19 protein-coding genes and 1 tRNA gene are annotated in these 19400 nt (G+C 66.0%); 3 read left to right on the top strand and 17 right to left on the bottom strand.

The window, feature by feature from the left end; genetic code table 11:
• Window positions 1–15 precede the first annotated feature (15 nt).
• The 6 genes from BLM15_RS26160 to BLM15_RS26135 all read right to left on the bottom strand — a co-directional run bounded on the left by BLM15_RS26160 (window position 16) and on the right by BLM15_RS26135 (window position 4862).
• Entirely contained in the window at window positions 16–477 is a 462-nt protein-coding gene (locus BLM15_RS26160; RefSeq protein ID WP_126115490.1) for a hypothetical protein, read from the bottom strand.
• A 102-nt stretch (window positions 478–579) separates the two neighbouring features.
• Entirely contained in the window at window positions 580–1971 is a 1392-nt protein-coding gene (locus tag BLM15_RS26155; protein ID WP_442859473.1) for an MFS transporter, read from the bottom strand.
• A gap of 2 nt (window positions 1972–1973) precedes the next feature.
• Window positions 1974–2645, bottom strand: a complete 672-nt coding sequence (locus BLM15_RS26150; RefSeq protein WP_126115488.1) for an LON peptidase substrate-binding domain-containing protein — start codon at window positions 2643–2645, stop codon at window positions 1974–1976.
• 22 nt (window positions 2646–2667) lie between these two features.
• Entirely contained in the window at window positions 2668–3567 is a 900-nt protein-coding gene (gene trxA, locus BLM15_RS26145) for a thioredoxin (protein WP_126115487.1), read from the bottom strand.
• A gap of 79 nt (window positions 3568–3646) precedes the next feature.
• On the bottom strand, window positions 3647–4198 hold the full coding sequence (locus BLM15_RS26140; RefSeq protein WP_126115486.1) for a prolyl-tRNA synthetase associated domain-containing protein: 552 nt from the start codon (window positions 4196–4198) through the stop codon (window positions 3647–3649).
• A gap of 22 nt (window positions 4199–4220) precedes the next feature.
• Window positions 4221–4862: a TIGR02117 family protein gene (locus BLM15_RS26135; RefSeq protein WP_164547647.1), complete on the bottom strand. Its 642-nt coding sequence runs from the start codon at window positions 4860–4862 to the stop codon at window positions 4221–4223.
• 263 nt (window positions 4863–5125) lie between these two features.
• Here BLM15_RS26135 and BLM15_RS26130 point away from each other — a divergent pair.
• The 3 genes from BLM15_RS26130 (at window position 5126) to BLM15_RS26120 (ending at window position 6424) form a co-directional block, all read left to right on the top strand.
• Window positions 5126–5200, top strand: a tRNA-Gly gene (locus BLM15_RS26130).
• A gap of 289 nt (window positions 5201–5489) precedes the next feature.
• Entirely contained in the window at window positions 5490–5780 is a 291-nt protein-coding gene (locus BLM15_RS26125; RefSeq protein WP_126115484.1) for a hypothetical protein, read from the top strand.
• A gap of 401 nt (window positions 5781–6181) precedes the next feature.
• Window positions 6182–6424, top strand: coding sequence for a hypothetical protein (locus BLM15_RS26120; protein WP_126115483.1), 243 nt, complete (start codon window positions 6182–6184; stop codon window positions 6422–6424).
• Window positions 6425–6493: 69 nt separating this feature from the next.
• Here the strand turns inward: BLM15_RS26120 and BLM15_RS26115 are convergent, their stop codons facing one another.
• The 11 genes from BLM15_RS26115 to BLM15_RS26065 all read right to left on the bottom strand — a co-directional run bounded on the left by BLM15_RS26115 (window position 6494) and on the right by BLM15_RS26065 (window position 19318).
• On the bottom strand, window positions 6494–6928 hold the full coding sequence (locus BLM15_RS26115; protein ID WP_126115482.1) for a Ros/MucR family transcriptional regulator: 435 nt from the start codon (window positions 6926–6928) through the stop codon (window positions 6494–6496).
• Between the two features lie 148 nt (window positions 6929–7076).
• Window positions 7077–8399, bottom strand: a complete 1323-nt coding sequence (locus BLM15_RS26110) for an HlyD family type I secretion periplasmic adaptor subunit (protein ID WP_126115481.1) — start codon at window positions 8397–8399, stop codon at window positions 7077–7079.
• A complete protein-coding gene (locus BLM15_RS26105) occupies window positions 8396–10063 on the bottom strand; it encodes a type I secretion system permease/ATPase (protein ID WP_236846436.1) in 1668 nt (555 codons plus the stop codon). The genes BLM15_RS26110 and BLM15_RS26105 overlap by 4 nt, the downstream gene beginning before the upstream one ends.
• A 1022-nt stretch (window positions 10064–11085) precedes the next feature.
• Complete coding sequence (locus tag BLM15_RS26100) at window positions 11086–11391, bottom strand: hypothetical protein (protein ID WP_126115480.1); 306 nt, start codon at window positions 11389–11391, stop codon at window positions 11086–11088.
• Between the two features lie 57 nt (window positions 11392–11448).
• Window positions 11449–12966, bottom strand: a complete 1518-nt coding sequence (locus BLM15_RS26095) for an aspartate ammonia-lyase (protein WP_126115479.1) — start codon at window positions 12964–12966, stop codon at window positions 11449–11451.
• Between the two features lie 45 nt (window positions 12967–13011).
• Window positions 13012–13692: an orotate phosphoribosyltransferase gene (locus BLM15_RS26090; protein ID WP_126115478.1), complete on the bottom strand. Its 681-nt coding sequence runs from the start codon at window positions 13690–13692 to the stop codon at window positions 13012–13014.
• Complete coding sequence (locus BLM15_RS26085; protein WP_236846435.1) at window positions 13689–14984, bottom strand: Zn-dependent hydrolase; 1296 nt, start codon at window positions 14982–14984, stop codon at window positions 13689–13691. Before BLM15_RS26085 ends, BLM15_RS26090 begins: the two co-directional genes overlap by 4 nt.
• A complete protein-coding gene (locus BLM15_RS26080) occupies window positions 14981–15943 on the bottom strand; it encodes a dihydroorotate dehydrogenase (RefSeq protein ID WP_236846434.1) in 963 nt (320 codons plus the stop codon). The genes BLM15_RS26085 and BLM15_RS26080 overlap by 4 nt, the downstream gene beginning before the upstream one ends.
• Window positions 15940–16809, bottom strand: a complete 870-nt coding sequence (locus BLM15_RS26075; RefSeq protein ID WP_126115477.1) for a dihydroorotate dehydrogenase electron transfer subunit — start codon at window positions 16807–16809, stop codon at window positions 15940–15942. The genes BLM15_RS26080 and BLM15_RS26075 overlap by 4 nt, the downstream gene beginning before the upstream one ends.
• Window positions 16810–16825: 16 nt before the next feature.
• Window positions 16826–18073 carry an MFS transporter gene (locus BLM15_RS26070; RefSeq protein ID WP_236846433.1) on the bottom strand — a complete coding sequence of 416 codons (1248 nt, stop codon included), beginning with the start codon at window positions 18071–18073 and terminating at the stop codon, window positions 16826–16828.
• Between the two features lie 321 nt (window positions 18074–18394).
• On the bottom strand, window positions 18395–19318 hold the full coding sequence (locus BLM15_RS26065) for a helix-turn-helix domain-containing protein (RefSeq protein ID WP_236846432.1): 924 nt from the start codon (window positions 19316–19318) through the stop codon (window positions 18395–18397).
• Between the last annotated feature and the right edge of the window lie 82 nt (window positions 19319–19400).

Here is a 19400-nt window from a genome sequence, read left to right as displayed (position 1 = left end):
GCACGTCGGCGGCGCTCACGCCTCGCCGGTATAACGGCTGCGCAAATAGGCTTCGAGATCGGCTTCGCGGCGTGGCGAGAGCAGGAACTTTCGCCACACCGCGGTCTCATGCGAGACCGCCGTCATCTCCCAGATGCAGAACGTCCCGCGATGGGCATGGGGAGCGTCGAACGGCGCGAACGCCGCCATGCCCTCATCGATGAACTGCACTGTTTCCCAGAGCTCGTTGGTGCCCCGCCAGGTGCAGAGCAGCAGGAAATGAAAATGCTCGCCGCAGCGATGCAGGATGGCGAAGCCGACCTCGCCGTGCCGGCCGGCCGCAAACCCCTCCGCTGCCTCTCGCGCCAGCGCGACGATCCCAGCATCGGTGCCGGCTTCAGCGATCTCGTACCATTTCAGCACCGCCTGCGGTGTCGTGATCGTCTCGCCTGCCACCACCTGCTTCGGCTGGGCGCCCTGCCCTGCGGGCGCGTCCATCTCCACGATCCGCACGCCGTCCTCCCACACAATCCGGCTGTCTGAGAGGCACGATAGCGCGCCTGCTGCCAGCCGGAGTCCGCAATGGTGCCGCGCTATGAGCTAGAGCCGCCTGACCTTCACCCCGGCCAGCAGCCAGCCGCCCAGCAGGAAGAACCCGATCAGCACCGCCAGACCCGCGCGCTGGCTGGCGAAGATCGTCGTCGCCAGCGCGACAAGTGTCGGCCCTAGGAACGAGGTCACCTTGCCGGCCAGAGCGAACAGGCCGAAGAACTCGCCGATCCTTGCCGGCGGTGCGACCCGGGCGAGCAGGCTGCGCGACGATGCCTGCAGGGGCCCGGCAACGAGGCCTATCAACAGGCCCAAGCCCAGATAGACCTTCTCAGGCAGCGAGGCGAAGAGGCCGTCGCCAAGTGTCGCCGGTGCAGCTTCGATCACGAAGGCGACCTGTCCCGGCCCGAGCGAGAGGATGCCGAGGCAAGCGAAAAGCAGGCAGGCGATCGCGCCGAGGATCACGGGCTTGCCCCCGACGGCATCATCGAGCTTGCCGCCGAGGAAGGCGCCGAGCGTGCCGGTAACGGTCAGGAGGATACCGAACACACCGAGCTCGATCGTCTGCCAGCCGAAGACGCCGGCGCCATAGATGCCGCCGAAGGCGAAGAGCGCGACCAGCCCGTCCTGATAGATCATGTTGGCAAGGAGGAAGCGGCCGAGCCCGGGTAGTGACGGCAGTTCTGCCACCGTCGCCTTGAGCCGCGCAAAGCCGCCAGCGGCCGCCTCCTTCAGCGGAACGCCGCTGCGCGGCGTATCCGGCGTCAGCAGGAACATCGGCGTAACGAAAATCACGAACCAGAGCGCGGTCAGCGGCCCCGAGAAGCGATCGCCCTCGCGGGCGGCGGCATCGAGCCCAAACAGTGGCGATAGGCCCGCCAGGGTCTTGCCCGTCTGCGGATCGGCGGCGAGAAGCCCGAGCGTCAGCGCCAGCGAGATCAGCCCGCCGAGATAACCGACAGCCCAGCCGGTGCCCGAGAGCCGCCCGAGCTTCTCCGGCGGCACCAGCCGCGTCATCATCGCATTGTTGAAGGTCGTCGCGAATTCCGCGCCGATCGTGCCGATGACGAAGCCGGCAAGTGCGATCGGCACCGCCCAGAGCGAGCCGGGCTTCGCATACCAGAGCATCGCCGAGCCCGCGACCAGCATCGCGCCGAACACGGCGATCCATGGCTTGCGCGGCCCGGTCTTATCCGCGATGCCGCCCAGCAGCGGCGAGAGCAGCGCGATGGCGAGCCCGGCGAGGCCGGTCGCATAGCCCCAGAGCGCCTGCCCTTGCGCCGGATCACTCGCCAGGGCCGACGCGAAGAACGGCGCGAAGACGAAGGTGGTGACCAGCGTGAAGAAGGGCTGTGCCGCCCAGTCGAAGAATATCCAGGCGACGATCGAGCGCCGCGGCGGGTAGGTTACCGGCAGTTCATCGGCAACAGGCTGGGAAGCGATGCTCACTGCAGCGTCGTGTCCGGGTCGGAACCACCCCGCGCGAGCTCGATCTCGGTGATCGCGACCAGCACCTCGGCCCGGCTCTTCAGGCTCGGCGCCTCCAGCAGCGCCTGCTTCTCGGGGGGGCCGAACGGGCACATCATCGAGAGCGCGTTGACCAGCGCCTCGTTCGGCGCCTCGTTGACGCCCTTCCAGTCGATCTTGAGCTCGTTCGCCTTGGCGAAGCTGCGCAGCGCCTTGAGCAGCGCGGCGCGATCGACCTCCTCCTCGCCGGCGCGCGCCTGGAAATCGACCGTGAAGCCGTCATAGGCGATACGGGCCTGACGGTAAGGCGTGGTGACGGAGAGCTCCTCCTCCAATCGGAAGCGCGCGACGCCGGTGAGCGTGATGACGTAGCGATCATCCCCGGTCTCGGCGAACTGGGTGATGCGGCCGAGGCAGCCGACCTGGAGCAGCGCCGGCACCTGCGACTGGCGCCCGTTCTCCGGTTCGGGCTGGATCATGCCGATGACGCGGTGCGTGCGCAGCGCGTCATCGATCATGGCAAGATAGCGCGGCTCGAAGATGTTGAGCGGCATCTGGCCGCGCGGCAGCAGCAGCGCGCCCGCGAGCGGAAACAGCGGGATCACTGCCGGGCAGTCTTCCGGCCCGGAATAGACCGCGTTCATGCCCATCGGCTCGCGCTCCTCTTCCACCTCACGAAAACAGCAGGACCGACAGCTTGCGACGGCCGGCGACGCTGTGCTCGTCCATCGGCCCCCAGGCCTCGAAGAACTGCAGCAGCTGCTTGCGGGCGCCGTCGTCGTTCCATTTGCGATCGGCCTTGATGATCGCAACCAGATGGTCGACCGCCTCCTCGCGCTTGTCGGTGGCATTCAGCGCCAGCGCCAGGTCGAAACGGGCCTGATGGTCCTTCGGGTTGGCCGCAACCCTGGCCTCGAGCTCGGCTGTGTCGCCGAGCGAGGCAGCCTGCTCGGCAAGCTCGACCGCGGCCCTGACCGCCGCGACGGCCGGATCCTGCCCCTTCGCTTCAGGCACCATGGCGAGGAAGCCCTTGGCACCCTCGATGTCACCGGCGTCGAGATGCAGGCGTGCTATTCCGGCGATCGCAGTGACGTTCTCCGGCTCGGCGGCCAGAACCTCGGCATAGAGCTCGCTCGCACCGGCGGCGTCGCCAGCCTCCAGAGCCTCCGCCGCAGCCGCCAGCACCTCCTCGACCGGCCCGGGGCCCATCGGTCCCACGAGCTTCTCGATGAAGGCCTTCACCTGGCTCTCGGGCTGCGCGCCCATGAAGCCGTCGACCGGCTGACCGCGCTGGAAGGCGATCACCGCGGGGATCGACTGGATGCCGAGCTGGCCGGGGATCGCCGGATGCTCGTCGATGTTCATCTTGACCAGCTTGACCTTGCCGCCGGCCTCATTGACCACCTTCTCGATCACCGGGGTGAGCTGCTTGCACGGGCCGCACCATGGCGCCCAGAAATCGACCAGCACCGGCTGGTTCATCGATTCGGCGATGACGTCCTGGCGGAAGCCCTGCGTCGTCGTGTCCTTGATCATCCCCTTGGCCGGGGCCGCATCGCCATTGACCAGCATGGCTCGTCCTTCGCTTAGCAATCTGTCGACTTGAAAACCGGATGCCCACCGTAGCGGGCCGTCCCATAGATGGGTGGCTTCAGCCGTTCTGTCCATCGTCCGGCGGCACCGGAAGTTCAACGATCATCGGCTCGTGCCCGACGGCCCGCAGGAAGGCCAGCATATCATCGCGCGCGATGCCGAGCGTCGCCGTATTGACCAGCGGGTGGAAGTTCATGCGCTCGCCGTTCATCAAGGCCGCGTCGAGCACCATGATGACGCGCCCGCCACGATCGTTGATCACGGCAAAGGCGGTGACCGAGCCCGGCGTCACGCCCAGCGTCTCCATCAACAGCTCGGCCGAGCCGAAGGAGAGCCGCCCGCTGGCGCCGAGCGTCTCGTGCAGCCGCTTCAGGTCGATCCGCGTGCTCTCCAGCGCCGAGACCAGGAAGAGCTTCCCCTTCTTGTCCTTGAGGAACAGGTTCTTGGTGTGGTGGCCGGGAACCTTGCCGCGCAATTCCTTCGATTCGGCGACGGTGAAGACCGCGACATGGTCGATGCGCGTGGTCGCGAGGCCGAGCGCATCGAGCGTGGCGATCAGATCGGCGGGCGTCGCCGGCTTTGGGACATCGATCGGCAGGGCGAAATTCATCCTGGCAGCTCGGGCTCTCTGGTCAGCGCTCCAGCGCGTCGCCGGGGCCGAGCGACCACATGAGCGATTGCACGAGCGGCGTCCAGAGCCCGACCGGCAGGCCTGCCTTGCGCAGGGCCTCCCCGACCCAGACATTGCAGCTGCGCAACAGCCAGAAGCGATCGCGCCCGCGCAGGAAGGCATCGCCGTTTCCATGGCTGACACCCGGCAGGATCACGGGCTCGCCAGCCTCGTCCAGCTGGAGGCTGGCCTCGACATGGCCGACGAGTGCACGATAGCCCGCTTCGCTGATCGTGAAGCTGCGTAGATCCGTCCCTGTCCGAACCGCCGCCACCGGCTGGACATGCACGACCGAGCGATCGAAGGCGGTGGCTTTCAGAATCAAGCCCAGCGACAGATCAGCCAAAGTGCCGAGCTCGGTGTAAGCCGTCTCGGCCCCCCAGCCGAAGGCGACCCAGGGCGCGTCGCGATAGGGCTCGGTCAGCGGTGAGGCCGCCAGTAGTGGCCGCCAATCCTTATCCGCGCTTGCGGTCGGCAGCACGATGTCGCTGTGGAAGCCGTTGCTCGCGACATAGATCGTGACATTCCGCTCGCCGGGCCGCGCCGGCCCGAAACCGAGCGGCAGGGCGCCGACAACGATCGCCAGCGTGGAGAGGAGGACCAATGCGGCCAAGCTCAACACAACGCGGAGCATCCCGCGCCCGAATCGCTCGATCCTGCCTCTCGCCGCCGCCTTCGCCATGCTGATCCCGCTTCATCGCTGGAGCAGGAAGATCGGAAAGACAGGCTGGGAAGTCCAGATTCCAATGGGCAGAATTGGCCCCGACGTAGGCCTGTGTGAAATTCCTGCAACAAGACGCTTGCGCTTCCCGCCGCTTTGGGGCAATAACCCGGCCGCGCCGCCAACACGGCGCGACTGTCTCGGATGCGGGTGTAGCTCAGGGGTAGAGCACAACCTTGCCAAGGTTGGGGTCGAGGGTTCGAATCCCTTCGCCCGCTCCAGACAATCTTAGAACTTGAGAAGCATGTAAGCGTCGGGTTTCCCGGCGCTTTTTGCTTTTCTGGCCTGAGCGGCTCGGGGCGAATTCTGAACGGCTCCGAAAGCCCGTGGCTACACGCGCGATAAAGCCGTTCGGTGACTTGCATACGCAGGAGGTCAGCAATGGCGAGCCCAACCCGATAGCAGCGGCAGACGCCACATTGGAGTGACGATGCAGCTCACACCGCCACGTCGCCCACAATGGCACGGACATTGAACGGTAGCTTAGTCTCGTCATTGGGTTGCGTCAGAATGACACAAATCAGTCCTCCGCCGGGATACACGCCCGAAGAACGGGCCAGAGAGCTCATCGACGGATTTACGACGACGCTGCATTCATCGGCGACACCGATCGTTCTTGCCAATCGGGACACGGCCCTGGCTCAGGCGTCTTTGGCCATTTCAGCTGCTGAGCACGACGCTATCGCGGCGGTGGCGAAAATGTTCGATAGGCTTGCGAGTTCGGGCGTCAAAAGGATCTCAACGGAGAAGGCGGCCGAGCTGATCCATGAAATGCTCGACGAGCCCGAAACCCCTGACTGACCGTCCAAAGTACCCGCTAGCGTTCCGCGGCCTTATCCGTTGCGACCAACGCGCCGTGAGGAGTGGTCGCAACACGGTCTGCAATCAGGATTCGCAGCCATTTGCTCGATTTGCGAGCAGTTGGCTGCGCTGCGCTTAGTTAAAGACAGCAGCCATTGATCACCAAGAATCGGACCGACCTCGGCAGAGAATACTGAGCGATCGCCGTCCACCGTCGCATGGAAAAGTTGCGCAGCACGCCCCCGGCGCCACTCGCTTATTGCCGCGCTCCCCGACAAGCTGCGGTCATTTCCCGGTCCATTTCGTCTACTTCCAGCATATGTGCTCGCTGGTGCGCGAATACGCTCTTGATTCCGCATGCCAGAACAAACTAAGAACATAAGATTGGCGGGAGGCACGCAATGGCGGCGCGAATTTGGGTTCGGCGGACGTGGCCGGACATCGATCATCTCTTCCATGTCGAAGACGAGACGGGCGAGAAGATCGCCGTTATCACGCATGACAAGTACGCTCCGGACGGCACGCCACGATGGCATTGGGCGATGTCGAAGGGCAGAAGCCGGTCGGCGGCCGAATTCGGCCGTTGCCACGACATCGAGGAGGCGAAGCGGAAGGTCCGCGTCAGCCGGCGGGGTGTCAGCTAGGGAGGAAGCAGTCACGTCCGCATTGAAGTCATGGCTCGGACCGCGGCACAGCTGTCGCAGGAGCTTAGGTCAGGTCTTCCTGTTTCGCCTTTTCGGGGCGACCTGCCCCTTCTTCCGACCAAGGCCCAGGCTCTTGGCCATCTGCGAGCGCGCTTCGGCATAGTTCGGGGCGACCATCGGATAATCGGCCGGTAGCTCCCATTTGGCGCGATAGTCCTCCGGCGACATGTCGTAAGCCGATCGCAGGTGCCGTTTCAGGGACTTGAACGGCTTACCATCCTCCAGGCTGTAGATGGCGTCAGGCGTCACGGATTTCCTGATCGGGACTGCCGGAACAGGTTTTTCGGCCGGCGCGACTGCTGGCTCCTGGCCGAGGCGGCCCAGCGCCGCGTGGGTCTGTTCAATGAGACCGGCAAGATCGGCCTGCGGAAGGCGGTTATGGCGAACGAAGGCTGCGACGACCATTGCAGACAATTCGAGCAATTCCGTTGAGTATTTGGACATTATGCTTCCGCCCCTAGAACAGACACCGTCTTTTCTAAGTGCGCATTGCCGACCGAAGCAACGACGGTCACCACTTATACAGCTTCAAATCCAGGCAATGCACTCGCATTGCGTGAGCTTAACTAATGTATCGATCTGAACGCGTACATTACCTCTCCCTGAACGCCTTGGCGATTTGGTCTTTGAGGGGTTTGACGATGTATTCGAGGGGTGTTCGGTCTTCGGTTTTGACGAAGACCTCGGCCTGCATGCCGGCACTGACGCGGTTCTGGCCGAGGCGGGCGAACTCGGCTGCCGGCATCGAGACGCGGATGGTGTAGAACGTCGCGCCGGTCTGCTGGTCGCGGCTGGTGTCGGCCGAGATGCGGGTGACCTTGCCGGCAAGCTCCGGCGTGGTGCGCTGGTTGAAGGCGTGGATCTTGACCCGCGCCTCCTGGCCGAGCGCGATCTGGTCGATATCGGGCGGGTTGATCCTGGCCTCGACCTGGAGCGCGTCTTCTGCCGGCACGATCAGCATGGCAGGTTCCGCCGGGGTGATCACGCCGCCGACCGTATGGACGGCAAGCTGATGGACGAAGCCTGAGCTCGGGCTGCGGATCTCGACCCGCTTCATCTGGTCTTCGGCAGCGACGCGGCGCTCGACCAGCTCGGCGCTCCGCGCTTGAATCTCGCGCAGCTCCTTCATCACCTCCTCGCGCAAGGCAGCATCGATCTGGATGATCTGCAGCCTGGTCTCGGCGATCTTGCCCTGCGCCTGGGCCAAGGCCGCGATGAGCTGGCCCTTCTGGCCTTCCAGGCTTGCCGCCTCGCGCTCGAGCGCGGTCCGTCGGTTGAGCGCGACCAGGTTCCTGGCATAGAGCCAGCGGATCCCGGTGAGCTCCTCCTCGATCAGCACCGCCTGCAGGTCGCGCGCCTTTTGCTGGGCCTTGAGGCCGGCGATCTCATCGCCGAGCTGGGCGATGCGGGCGGAAAGCTGCGCCTTCTGGCCGTCGCGGGCGGCGCGCCTGGCCTCGAACAGGCTCATCTCGGCCTCGATCAGTTCGGCGAGCTCCGGCTCGTGTCGGCGGGCGGTGAGATCGGCCACGAAGGTGATCGCGTCCTTGCCCGCGCGCTCGGCCTCGACACGCCCGCGGCGGACACCAAGCTCGTCGAGCTGCTTCACCACGACCTGGAGGTTGGCGCGGGTGACGGTATCGTCGAGGCGGATCACCACCTGATCCTGTTCGACCCGGTCGCCCTCGCGGACCCTGAGCTCGCCGACGATGCCGCCGGTCGCGTGCTGGACCTTCTTGACGTTGCCGTCGACAACGAACTGGCCGCTGGCGATGACCGCGCCCGACAAAGTCGTCGCCACCGCCCAGACCCCGACAGTGCCGGCGAACAGGGCAAGGCCGACGCAGCCGGCGAGCGCAAGGCCCCGCAAGGAACGTCCGAAGCCCTGCTGCTCCAAGGTCGCGCCCGTCTCGTTCATGACGCCACCGCCGGCTGGCGTTTAACATTCGGCAAACCGCCTTGCTTCAGCACCTTCTGCAGGATCTCCTCCTTCGGGCCGAAAGCCTGGATGCGGCCATCGGCCATCATCGCGAGGTGATCGACGCCGGCGATCGCGGTCTGGCGATGGGTCACGACGATGACGATGCCGCCGCGCTCGCGGACCCCGCGGATCGCCCGGGTCAGCGCCTCGTCGCCGTCATGGTCGAGATTGGAGTTGGGCTCGTCGAGCACGGTGAGGAAGGGCTCGCCATAGAGCGCCCGCGCCAGGCCGATGCGCTGGCGCTGGCCGCCGGACAGGCTTAATCCCGCCTCGCCGATGCGGGTGTCGTAGCCCTGCTCGAGCCGCAGGATCAGCTCATGCGCGCCGGCTGCCTGCGCAGCCGCGACGATCGCCTCGTCATCCGCATCTGGATCGAAGCGGGCGATGTTCTGCGCCACCGTGCCCTCGAACAGCTCGATGTCCTGCGGCAGATAGCCGATATGGCGGCCAAGCTCGCTTTGCTCCCATTGCCCGAGCGCGGCGCCGTCGAGCCGGACCTCGCCCTTGAGCGGGCGCCAGACCCCGACCAGCGCCCGGACCAGCGTCGACTTGCCGGACGCGCTCGGCCCGATGATGCCGAGGCCCTGGCCGGCCTTGAGCGACAGCGAGACGCCTTGCAGGATAGGCGCCTGCCTGCCCGGCGCTGCGACGATCAGCCCTTCGGCAATGAGCTCATGGCGCGGCGCCGGCAGGGTGGTGCGTTCGACATCCGCGAAAGCCGGCGAGTCGAGCACCTGCCGCAGCCGCTTCAAGCCCTGGCGCGCGCCGACAAAACCCTTCCAATGCGCGACGGCGATCTCGATCGGCGCCAGCGCGCGCGAGGCCATGATCGAGGCGGCGATCATCGCCCCGCCCGAGATCTCGTTGTGCATGGCAAGGTACGCCCCTAGGCCAAGCACCGCCGATTGCAGCACCATGCGGAAGACTTTTGCGAAGGCGCCGATGCCGCTGGTCGCGTCCGAGCCGGCGAGCCAGTCGCGGACATGGCGCAGGTTGAGTTCGCGCCATTTGCGCTGGAAGGCAGGGGCCATGCCCATCGCGGTCAGCGCCTCTGCATTGCGCCGGCTCGCCTCGGCGACCGCCTGCCGGGCCGCCCCGCTCGTGAGCTGCGCCTTGGTCGCCTCGCGGCTCTTCAACTCGGTCAGCCAGGTCAGCAGGACGATGACGAGGCCGCCGGCAACGACGAGCCAGCCGAGCCAGGGGTGCAGGAAGAAGGCCCCGGCCAGGAACAGCGGCAGCCAGGGCATGTCGAGCAGCGCGGTCGGGCCGAGCGAGGATAAAAAGCCGCGGAGCTGATCGAGATCGCGGATCGGCTGCAGCGCCTGCTCGGACTTGAAGCCGAGCAGCGGCAGCTTCTGGGCCGCGGCGAAGGCAGACGGCGAGACCGCCTCGTCGAAGCGCGCGCCGATCCGGGCGAGCAGCCGGACGCGGATACCGTCCAAAAAGCCCTGCAGCACATAGGCGGCGAGCAGCAACAGCGACAGGCCGATCAGCGTCTGGACGCTGCGCGAGCTCAGCACCCGGTCATAGACCTGGAGCATGTAGAACGAACCGCCCAGCATCAAGAGGTTGATGACGCCGGAGAAGACACCAACCACCACGAACGAGCCCCGGCACGACGCCAGCGCCGACGACACGATCGAGGCCGAAGCGGAAGACGAAGCCGGTCGGCTCAACGCGGAAACTCACACAGCAAGGAGACATAACACCGGGCAAAGGAGACTGCGCCCGGTGCAGGTTGACGCTCAGATGTTGCTGAAATCGTCGTGGCCGAGACTCCAGACCGGGATGCTGTCGGCAGATCCGGTCACGACGCCATCCGGTGCGTCACGAACTTCAGCATCCCCATCACAACCCTGACGAGAGATATCCAACCTATAAGGAGAGCACAATCCGTATTCCGCAATTTTGCAGTGGAGGCTAGAGAACTTCATTCGGCGGCTCTGGAGCGCCCCATGGCGAGTGTCTTTGTGTCACCGGAGGGCTCGGCTAATGCGGTTTACCTCGCGGTTGCAGCCTCCACCCTCTGCCGTCGTTCACACGTGTCGCTCAGCTCCCGAAACGTCGCAGCGGTGCAGGCTGCATAAGAGTGCAACAGCGTGTCGTCGAGCGACTGGTGACAAGTATACCGCTGAAACACCTCGATAAATTGCTTGCCAAGGTTGGGGCGAGGGTTCGGATCCCTTCGCCCTCTCCAGACAATCTCTAGGCTTGAGAGCCACGTAAGCGTCTGGTGTTGTGGCACTTTTTGCTTTTCAGGCTTGGATTGTCGAATGTCATCTCTGAAGGACTCCAAGAGCCCGTGCTTGCCTCGCGCTTACAGGTTCGTTCCAAGATTGCTAGATCGCTCAGGCGCGCGCCAGCTAGTCCTCACTGTTTGAAGCAATTTTCCCGGTACCACCGCGGGGAAATGTGGATGCGGTCGCGCATGGAATTTGAGCCGCGGCAGTACTCATCCTGTCCTATTGATGACGCGAAGCCTGATCGACTACTCGGCAGCAACACGCCAGCAACAAAGCGTGAAACACTGCTGCAATCTGCTCGTCAGCCGCCTGAGCGCGGATCAGTTTGGCCACGAGCACCACACCAGCGTCGCGGATGCCTTAGCCGCAGCCCCTGCAAACTAGGCGAGTTCGCTGGTCCCGATCTGGTTGAGCAATACGAGATGGTCGGACGGGCCTGCAGCGCTTTGGCCGACGGCCTTTTCGAGGAATTCGATCAGCTGATCGAGCGCGCGCGCCGCCACTTCGGCCGAGAGCGGCTGACCGTCATAAGCGTCGGCAAAGCGGCCAGCGAGATCGGCGAGCAGACGCAGGAGCGCGGCATGCTCGGGCTCGGTAGCACGCAGTGCCAGCGCCCGATCCTGGAATTCGACATAGGTGCGAAGGCTGCCCTTCTGCTGCAGCAACCAGTTCAACAGCTCGTTCATCGTTTCTCTCTGCGAGGTGGGATCATGTTCGGCGCGGGCCGGCGACGCGACCGAGGATCAGGCGCGCGACGGGGTTGGCGGCCTGGCGCGCGAGGGCGCGGTCATCGCCTCGATGCGCAGCAATTCGTCGAGTTCGGCGCGTGTGAGCAGCCCCTCCTCGAGCACGATGTCGGCGACCTTGCGCTTCTCGGCGAGCGCGCGCTTGGCGACGCGCGAGGACGCCTCATAGCCGAGCGCCGGGACCAGCGCCGTGACGAGCCCGATCGAATCCTCGACCAGCGCCAGGCAGCGCTCGCGATCGGCCTCGATGCCGGCGACGCAACGCGTCGTCAGCACCGTCACCGCAGCGGTGAGGTGGCGCAGCGAGGAGAGCAGGCAATAGCCGATGGTCGGCTCGAAGGCGTTGAGCTGGAGCTGGCCGCCCTCGGCGCACATGGTGACGGTCAGGTCGTGGCCGATGACCAGGTAAGCGACCTGGTTGACCACCTCGGGAATGACCGGATTGACCTTGCCCGGCATGATCGAGGAACCGGCCTGGACCGCCGGCAGGCGGATCTCGCCGAAGCCGGCGCGCGGCCCGCTCGAGAGCAGGCGCAGGTCGTTGCAGATTTTCGAGAGCTTGACCGCGACGCGCTTGAGCACGCCCGAGAACAGCACGAAGGCGCCCATGTCCGAGGTCGCCTCGATCAGGTTGGTGGCCGGCACGAGCGGCAGGCGCGCCGAGCGCGCGAGCTCCTCGATGGCGAGCGCCGCATAGCGCGCATCGGCGGTGATGCCGGTGCCGATCGCCGTCGCACCGAGATTGACTTCGCGGAACAAGGCAGCAGCTTCCCGCAGGCGCGAGACATCCTCCTTGATCGTCGTGAAATAGGCGTCGAACTCCTGGCCGAGCGTCATCGGCACGGCGTCCTGGAGCTGGGTACGGCCGATCTTGAGCACATCGGCGAACTCGACCGCCTTTGCCTTGAAGGCGAAGGCGAGTTCATCGAGCGCCGCGATCAGGGGCTCGGTCGCGAAGATCACCGCTAGGCGCAGCGCCGTCGGATAGGCGTCGTTGGTCGACTGCGCCATGTTGACGTCGTCATTGGGATGGAGCGCGGCGTAGTCACCCTTCGGCCGCCCCATCAGCTCGAGCGCGACATTGGCGACGACCTCGTTGGCGTTCATGTTGGTCGAGGTGCCGGCGCCGCCCTGGACGGCATCGACGACGAACTGATCGTGGAACCGGTTGTCCCTGGCTATCAGATCGCAGGCGCGCTCGATCGCATCCGCCTTTGCCGCCGGCAGATTGCCGAGGCGCCGGTTGGCGCGGGCCGCGGCCTGTTTGACCAGGACGAGCGAGCGCACCAGCTCGGGGAAATGGCCTACCGGCACGCCGGTGATCGGAAAGTTCTCGACCGCCCGCAGGGTATGGATGCCCCAATAGGCGTCCGCAGGCACGTCGGCCTCACCGAGCAGATCATGCTCACGACGGGTCGAGACCTCAGCCAGCGCAATGGTCTGCGTCGTGGCGACTTGCACCGCACCCGGGCGCGAAGCATCCGGTTGCGGAACGGTTCCAGCGTCGTCGGCCATGCCAGATTCCTTTCGACGTCCCGCCATCGCAGATCGCTCCCTGCTTCAGGTCCGGACGGCAAGGCTAGCGCGGCCGCCATGACGGGTCGACCAGGCCACCGGATCGGCTAGGAAACGCTCGATCTCGGCGCGATCCTCCTGCGCGAGGCCCTGGCTGGCTTCGGCGCGCAGCACGTCGCCCCAGTTGGCCAGGGCGTGGAGGGTCAGGCCGGCCTCCTGCAGCCGGGCGCCGGCACCTGGAAAGACGTCGTGATAGAAGATCGTCAAGACATGCTCGACCCCAGCCCCTGCCGCCCGCAGGCCACGGGCGAAGTTGAGCTTGCTGCCGCCGTCGGTCGTCAGGTCGTCCATGAGCAACACGCGCAGGCCCTCGACGGACCCGCCTTCCACCTGGGCGTTGCGCCCGATGCCGAGCGGGCGCTTGCGGACATAGCGCAGCTTCAGGGCCAACCTGTCGGCGAGCCAGGCGGCGAAGGGGATGCCGGCCGTCTCGGCGCCGGCGATCGCATCGAGACTGCCCGACGGGAAGGCCGCGCCGGCATAGCGGGCGGCAAGATCGGTCACCGCCTGGCGCAAGGTGGGATCGCCGAGCAGCAGGCGGACATCGACATAGACGGGGCTCGCCCAGCCGGCCGCCAGAATGAAAGGCTGCTGGCGGCTGACATGGATGGCGCCGGCCCTGAACAACAGCTGCGCGACCTCGCGGCCGGTCTCGTTCGCGCTCATTGCGCCGCCTCCCTGATGGCATCGCGCATCACCGCGACCCCGGCGAGGAAATCGTCGATCGCCATCGCCTCATGCGGATTATGCGATCCGTTCTGGTTGCGCACGAAGATCATCGCGCTGGGGATGCCGGCATTGGCAAAAACCGCCGCATCATGGCCGGCGCCGCTCGGAATCTCCTCGTCGGGTAGGCCAAGATTTCGCGCCGCCGTCTTGAGACGCGCGATCCACCCTCCGTCCATCACCGCCGGGACAGATTCGAGCCGGCGATCAATGCGGAATTCGACCCCCCTCTCTTCGCCGACCAGTCCGCATTCCGAGAGGAACAGGTCGTAGAAGGCCTCCAGCGTCTCGCGGCTCTGGCTGCGGATCTCGAAGGAGAAGCGCACCGTGCCGGGAATGCGCGCGATCGCGTGCTCCTGCGGATCGGTACCGAGCACGCCCGCCGTTATGACCACGTCGCGGCCGCGCTCCAGCAGCGTGCGCCAGTGCCGGTCGAGATGGGTGATCAGCTCGGCCGTGGCGAAGACCGCATCGCGCCGGAGCCAGCGCGGCACCGCGCCGGAATGGCCGGCCTCGCCGAGGCATTCGACCTCGCGATGGCGGATATTGCCCCTGATGCCGGTGACGATGCCAATCGGCAGATCCCGCGCGACCAGCACCGGCCCCTGCTCGATATGCAGTTCGATCCAGGCTGCGACGGTGGCGGGATCGAGCAACGGCTCAGCCCTCTCGACGCGGGCCATGTCGACGCCGACAGCGCGCATGCACTCCGAGAGAGCCTGGCCGCTGGCATGATCGCGCACGGAAAGATCGGCGGTCGAGAGTTTCCCGAACAGAGCGCTGGAGCCGATATAGGCCTTGCCGAAGCGGGCGCTCTCTTCGCCGCGCAGCCCGTAGACCTTGATCGTCCGGCGCGGAACGAAGCCCTCTTCCTTGAAGCGGGCGAGGATGGCGAGGCCGGCAATGACGCCGGCGGCGCCGTCGAAATTACCGCCTTGCGGTACGGAATCGAGATGCGAACCGCAGGCGAGGAAGGGCAGCTCCGGCTCGCTGCCTGCCAGCGTGACGACGAGATTGGCGCCGGCGTCGCGCTCGGTCGCAAGGCCGAGCTCGCGCGCCTTCGCTTCGACCAGGTCGAGCGCCAGGGACTCGCGTTCGCTATAGGCTTCGCGGCTGATGCCGACGCCATCGCTGGTCGCTTCGCGCAAGGCGTCGAACAGCGCCTCGGAAAGGGCGCGGTCGCGCTCATCACCGCTGAAGATGTTGCGCATCTCGGCAGCTTGCGCGGTCACGAGACCGGGTCCAGCCAGGCGAGATCGGGCTCGTCGGCCTCCTCGATGACGACGCCACGGATCAGATCGGTGACGCGCGGGATTTCGCGATGCAGGCAGAAGCTCCGGAGCCCGTCGATAATCGTCGTCATCGCCGCCGGCTGCAGGAAGGTCGCGGTCCCGACCTGCACCGCGCTGGCGCCGGCGAGCATGTACTCGATCGCGTCCTCGGCGGTGGAGATACCGCCGCAGCCGATCACCGGGATCTTCACCGCCTTGGCGCATTGGAAGACCTGGCGCAGCACGATCGGCTTGATCGCCGGCCCCGAGAGCCCGCCCATGATGTTGCCGAGGCAGGGCTTGAAGCTCTTCAGGTCGATCGCCATCGACAGGATGGTATTGGCGACCACGACCGCGTCGGCACCTGCGGCCTCGGCGGCGCGCGCCACCTCGGGCACGTCGCCGGTGTTCGGGGTGAGCTTGAGCCAGAGCGGCAGCTCGGTCGCGGCCCGGAGCAGGCGCGTCACCTTCTCGGTGGACTCAGCCCGCATCGCGAAGGCCTTGCCGTCCTCTTCGATGTTCGGACAGGAGATGTTGGCCTCGATCGCAGCGACGCCGGGGATCGAGAGTTCCGCCGCGAGGCTGGCGAAGCCCTCCGCCGTCGGCGCCGAGATCGAGACGACCAGCGGCGTGTCGTAGGCCGCGTAATGCGGCATGATCTTCTCGATGAAATAGGGCACGCCCTTCGACGGGATGCCGATGGCATTGATCAATCCACCCGGCCGCTCGACCACGCGCGGCAGCGGATTTCCGGCGCGCAGTTCACGGGTGATCGTCTTGGTGACGAAGGCGCCGAGCCGGTTGAAGTCCATCACCTTCTCCAGCCCCTCGGCGAAGGTACCGGACGCCGGCATCACCGGATTGCGCAGGGTGAGCCCGCCGATCGCGACGGAGAGGTCGATATTGGGAGTCATGCTCATGGCAGCGCCTCCATCAGGTCGAAGACCGGGCCGTCCCAGCAGACGCGCCGGTTGACGATCTCGCCGTTGACGTTGAAGTCGCGCACGCAGCAGTAGCAAAGGCCGATTCCGCAGGCCATCTGCTGCTCCATCGCGACCTGGCCGGGCAGGCCGAACTCTCGTGCGAGGCGCTGCTGCACCCGCATCAGCCGGCTCGAACCGCAGGTAAAGAAGGCATCGCAGCGACCGTCGGCGACAAGGCGGCGCAGGATGCGCTCGACATTGGCCGGCCCGCTGGTCGCTTCGGAATCGGTGACGGCGATGACGTCGGCACCATGGCGGTGGAAGAGTTCGACCGAGACGAGTAGATCAGGCCGCCTTGCGCTGAAGACCGCGATCACCTGCGTGCCATTGGCCTTCGCGGCCCTGGCGAGCGGGGCGAGCGTCGCCAGCCCCGCCCCGCGCCCGACGGCGACGATGTGCCGCCATTCCGGATCGAGCGTGAAGCCGACGCCGAGCGGCCCCATGATGTCGAGCTGGTCGCCCGGCCGCAGCGTATCGAGGCCGCGCGTGCCGGCGCCGGTCACCTTGTAGAGGAACTCGACCTGGCGCTTGTCGGGATCGGCCCCGTAGAGGCTCATCGGCCGGCGCAGGAAGGGCTGCTCGCCCGCCGGCTGCGGGCAGAGCAGCTGGAAGAACTGCCCCGGCTGGGCGGCCGCCGCCTCCTCGCTGCAGTTCACAACGAGGTGCCGGTACTCAGCGTTCACCGCCTGGTTGCGGACGACCTCGGCGAGCTCGGCGACGATGCTCGCCTTCCAGGGCGCGCTGCCGCCGATGGGCGCGCCGGATGGCGCGGCCGCCTGGGACTGATCGAGCTGGATCGACATGGCGATACCCCCGCGCTCAGGCGAGCTCAGCGCCACGCCGCTCCGGAATCAGGAACCACATGGCCAGGATGTCGAGCAGGTAGAGCGCCGCCAGCAGGGCGATCGCCATCTCGAAGCTGTAGGCCGCCGCAATCGTCCCGACGACGAGCGGACCAAAGCCGCCGACGCCGCGCCCGATATTGAACAGGACGTTCTGCGCCGTCGCCCGCGCCGTCGTCGGGAAGAGCTCGCTGATCAGCGCACCATAGCCGCCGAGCATGCCGTTGACGAAGAAGCCCATCACCGCGCCGGCGACCAGGAGCTGGAACGGGTCGGTCAGCCGCGAATAGACGATGACCATCACGGCGGCGCCGAGCATGTAGCCGAAGAAGGCCGGGCGGCGTCCGATCCGGTCGGCGATATGGCCGAAGGCGTAGATGCCGACCGCCATGCCGGCGATGGTGACGGAGGTCCAGACCGCCGACTGCGTCAGGGCGAAACCGAAGCGGGTCGCCAGATAGTTCGGCAACCAGATCATCACGCCGTAATAGCCGAAGTTCTGGACCGAGCAGAGCACGACCATGCCGAGGCTCAACTTGGTGGTGTCCCAGTCCTTGACCAGGAGGCGCAGTGCCGACTCCTTCGGCCGGTCCTTGCTGCGGGCGACGAAGACCTCGGGCTCGTGCAGCGAGTGGCGGATGAAATAGGCGGCGACCGCCGGCAGGATGCCGATGGCGAACATGCCGCGCCAGCCGATCATCGGCAGCAGGAGCGGGGTGGCGATCGCCGCCGCCAGCACGCCGACCTGCCAGCCGAGGCCGACATAGGACGAGGCGCGCGCCCGCTTCGAGGCCGGCCAGGCTTCCGCCACCAGCGCCATGCCGATGCCGAATTCACCGCCAAGGCCGAGGCCGGCGATGGTGCGGTAGATCAGGAGGTCCCAATAGCCCTGCGCCAGCGCGCACATGCCGGTGAAGACGGCGAAGAGGACGATCGTCCAGGTCAGCACGCGGACGCGGCCGATGCGGTCCGAGAGCATGCCGAAGCCGATGCCGCCGAGGACGGCGCCGATCAGTGTGGCGGTGACGAGCGAGGCAGCCTGGCCCTGGGTGAGCTGCAGGTCGGCCGATATCGTGCGCAACATGAAGCCGAGGATCAGCAAGTCGAAGCCGTCCATGGCATAGCCGATGGCGGCGCCCCACAGGGCCCTGCGGGCCTTGCTGTCGACCTCGGTCGGAGAGGAGATGGCGATGGAGCCGGTCATGGCTGCCTGATTGTCACTCACGGCGAATTCCCCCGTTTTGCTTTTTAGTTGCGTGCTGAAACGCAAATAGATCGGCGCGCGCATTCCGCGCGCCGCTTCCGGCCCGGTCAAAACCATTGGAGTTTGGGCGTCCGCCCGTCGTTCTCAGGACGCCTGAATGCGTCTCTTGGCGGCCGAAGGATCAATCTCAGCCGCGGAAAATCCGATGCGCGCCGGGCAAGCCCGACGCCGCTGCGTGACCATCTATGTCACGGTCAAATCTCAATTGCAATACTAGTCTCAATTTTGCGACAACCCCGACACACTCGGGCACCACCGCCGCATCCGGGTATTGAGTAGATATCAGACCAGGTTCGATGACGGCCTTCGGATTGCAGGCCGGGCGATCCCCGAGCGCTCGATCGCGGCCCGCAGCACCGCTCCGGCCTCGCCGCCCTTCAAGGCGCGACGCCAGAGGTCGTTGGCGATCTCTTCGTAGAGACGCACCGGTTCCTCATCCGCGGTCAGCATCGCGATACCGGACCGGATATTCGGCAGCTCGCCACCCAGGCGAAAAGGACTCAATCCAAGCAGCGTCTTTTCCGAGGTGCGGAACAGCTGGAAGGTGATGTTCGGCAGCGTCTCCTCGATCAGCCCGATCTGGACCCCCATCGGCTCGCTCTCGATCAGGCCGATCAGGTGCTCGATCTCGGTTCGTGCGGCCAGGCGCCGCCGGGTCAATTCGCTATCCGGCAGGTTGAACCGGCCGACGACGCCGAGCTTGAGCCAGCGTTCGATCTCAAGGACGTTGACGAAATTGACGACACTGAGCCGGCGCCGTTTGCGCGCTCGCTTGCGGTCATCAAGGATCGCGATGATCGCGTCGATTTCCCCGATCGCCTGCTCGCGCTCGGTTATGTGAGACGGAAGCGCTTCGACGAGGGTCTGGCGCAAATAGCCGGAGTAGTCGTCCGAGGTCAGCAGATAGGACAGCGGCGGGAAGTGAGCGATGACCTGGTCCGCCTGCTCCTCGATCTGCCGCATCCGCTCGAAATAGCTGATCGGGCTGGAATAATATTCAACGCCAGCCCCGAGCAGCGAGGCAACGGTCGTCTCCAGCAGGACCGCCAGCCGTTCCAGGGTTTCGATCTTGACGACGCCGCCGCCTTCGATCCGGTAAACCGCCGCCCGCGAGATTCCGAGCCGCTCGGCAACGTCTTCGGCCAAAAGCCCCCGCCCCAGGCGGTAGGCTTTCAGGCGCTCACCGATTTCGTCGAACCGGATCATCAAACCTGCCTGGGGATCTGCCGAATCTCACAATGCCATATCAGATACAGCGCTTTCGGGCCTGGCGCGAACGTCGGTTGAG

The organism is Bosea sp. Tri-49, assembly GCF_003952665.1.
GTDB lineage: Bacteria > Pseudomonadota > Alphaproteobacteria > Rhizobiales > Beijerinckiaceae > Allobosea.
This window is presented reverse-complemented; position numbering and strand designations above follow the sequence as displayed.

Excerpts from the sequence above, each read along its gene's own strand:
- BLM15_RS26160 (WP_126115490.1), bottom strand. The coding sequence starts at position 477 with ATGGACGCGCCCGCAGGGCAGGGCGCCCAGCCGAAGCAGGTGGTGGCA.
- BLM15_RS26150 (WP_126115488.1), bottom strand. The coding sequence starts at position 2,645 with ATGGGCATGAACGCGGTCTATTCCGGGCCGGAAGACTGCCCGGCAGTG.
- trxA (WP_126115487.1), bottom strand. The coding sequence starts at position 3,567 with ATGCTGGTCAATGGCGATGCGGCCCCGGCCAAGGGGATGATCAAGGAC.
- BLM15_RS26140 (WP_126115486.1), bottom strand. The coding sequence starts at position 4,198 with ATGAATTTCGCCCTGCCGATCGATGTCCCAAAGCCGGCGACGCCCGCC.
- BLM15_RS26125 (WP_126115484.1), top strand. The coding sequence starts at position 5,490 with ATGACACAAATCAGTCCTCCGCCGGGATACACGCCCGAAGAACGGGCC.
- BLM15_RS26120 (WP_126115483.1), top strand. The coding sequence starts at position 6,182 with ATGGCGGCGCGAATTTGGGTTCGGCGGACGTGGCCGGACATCGATCAT.
- BLM15_RS26115 (WP_126115482.1), bottom strand. The coding sequence starts at position 6,928 with ATGTCCAAATACTCAACGGAATTGCTCGAATTGTCTGCAATGGTCGTC.
- BLM15_RS26110 (WP_126115481.1), bottom strand. The coding sequence starts at position 8,399 with ATGAACGAGACGGGCGCGACCTTGGAGCAGCAGGGCTTCGGACGTTCC.
- BLM15_RS26100 (WP_126115480.1), bottom strand. The coding sequence starts at position 11,391 with ATGAACGAGCTGTTGAACTGGTTGCTGCAGCAGAAGGGCAGCCTTCGC.
- BLM15_RS26095 (WP_126115479.1), bottom strand. The coding sequence starts at position 12,966 with ATGGCCGACGACGCTGGAACCGTTCCGCAACCGGATGCTTCGCGCCCG.
- BLM15_RS26090 (WP_126115478.1), bottom strand. The coding sequence starts at position 13,692 with ATGAGCGCGAACGAGACCGGCCGCGAGGTCGCGCAGCTGTTGTTCAGG.
- BLM15_RS26080 (WP_236846434.1), bottom strand. The coding sequence starts at position 15,943 with ATGAGCATGACTCCCAATATCGACCTCTCCGTCGCGATCGGCGGGCTC.
- BLM15_RS26075 (WP_126115477.1), bottom strand. The coding sequence starts at position 16,809 with ATGTCGATCCAGCTCGATCAGTCCCAGGCGGCCGCGCCATCCGGCGCG.
- BLM15_RS26065 (WP_236846432.1), bottom strand. The coding sequence starts at position 19,318 with ATGATCCGGTTCGACGAAATCGGTGAGCGCCTGAAAGCCTACCGCCTG.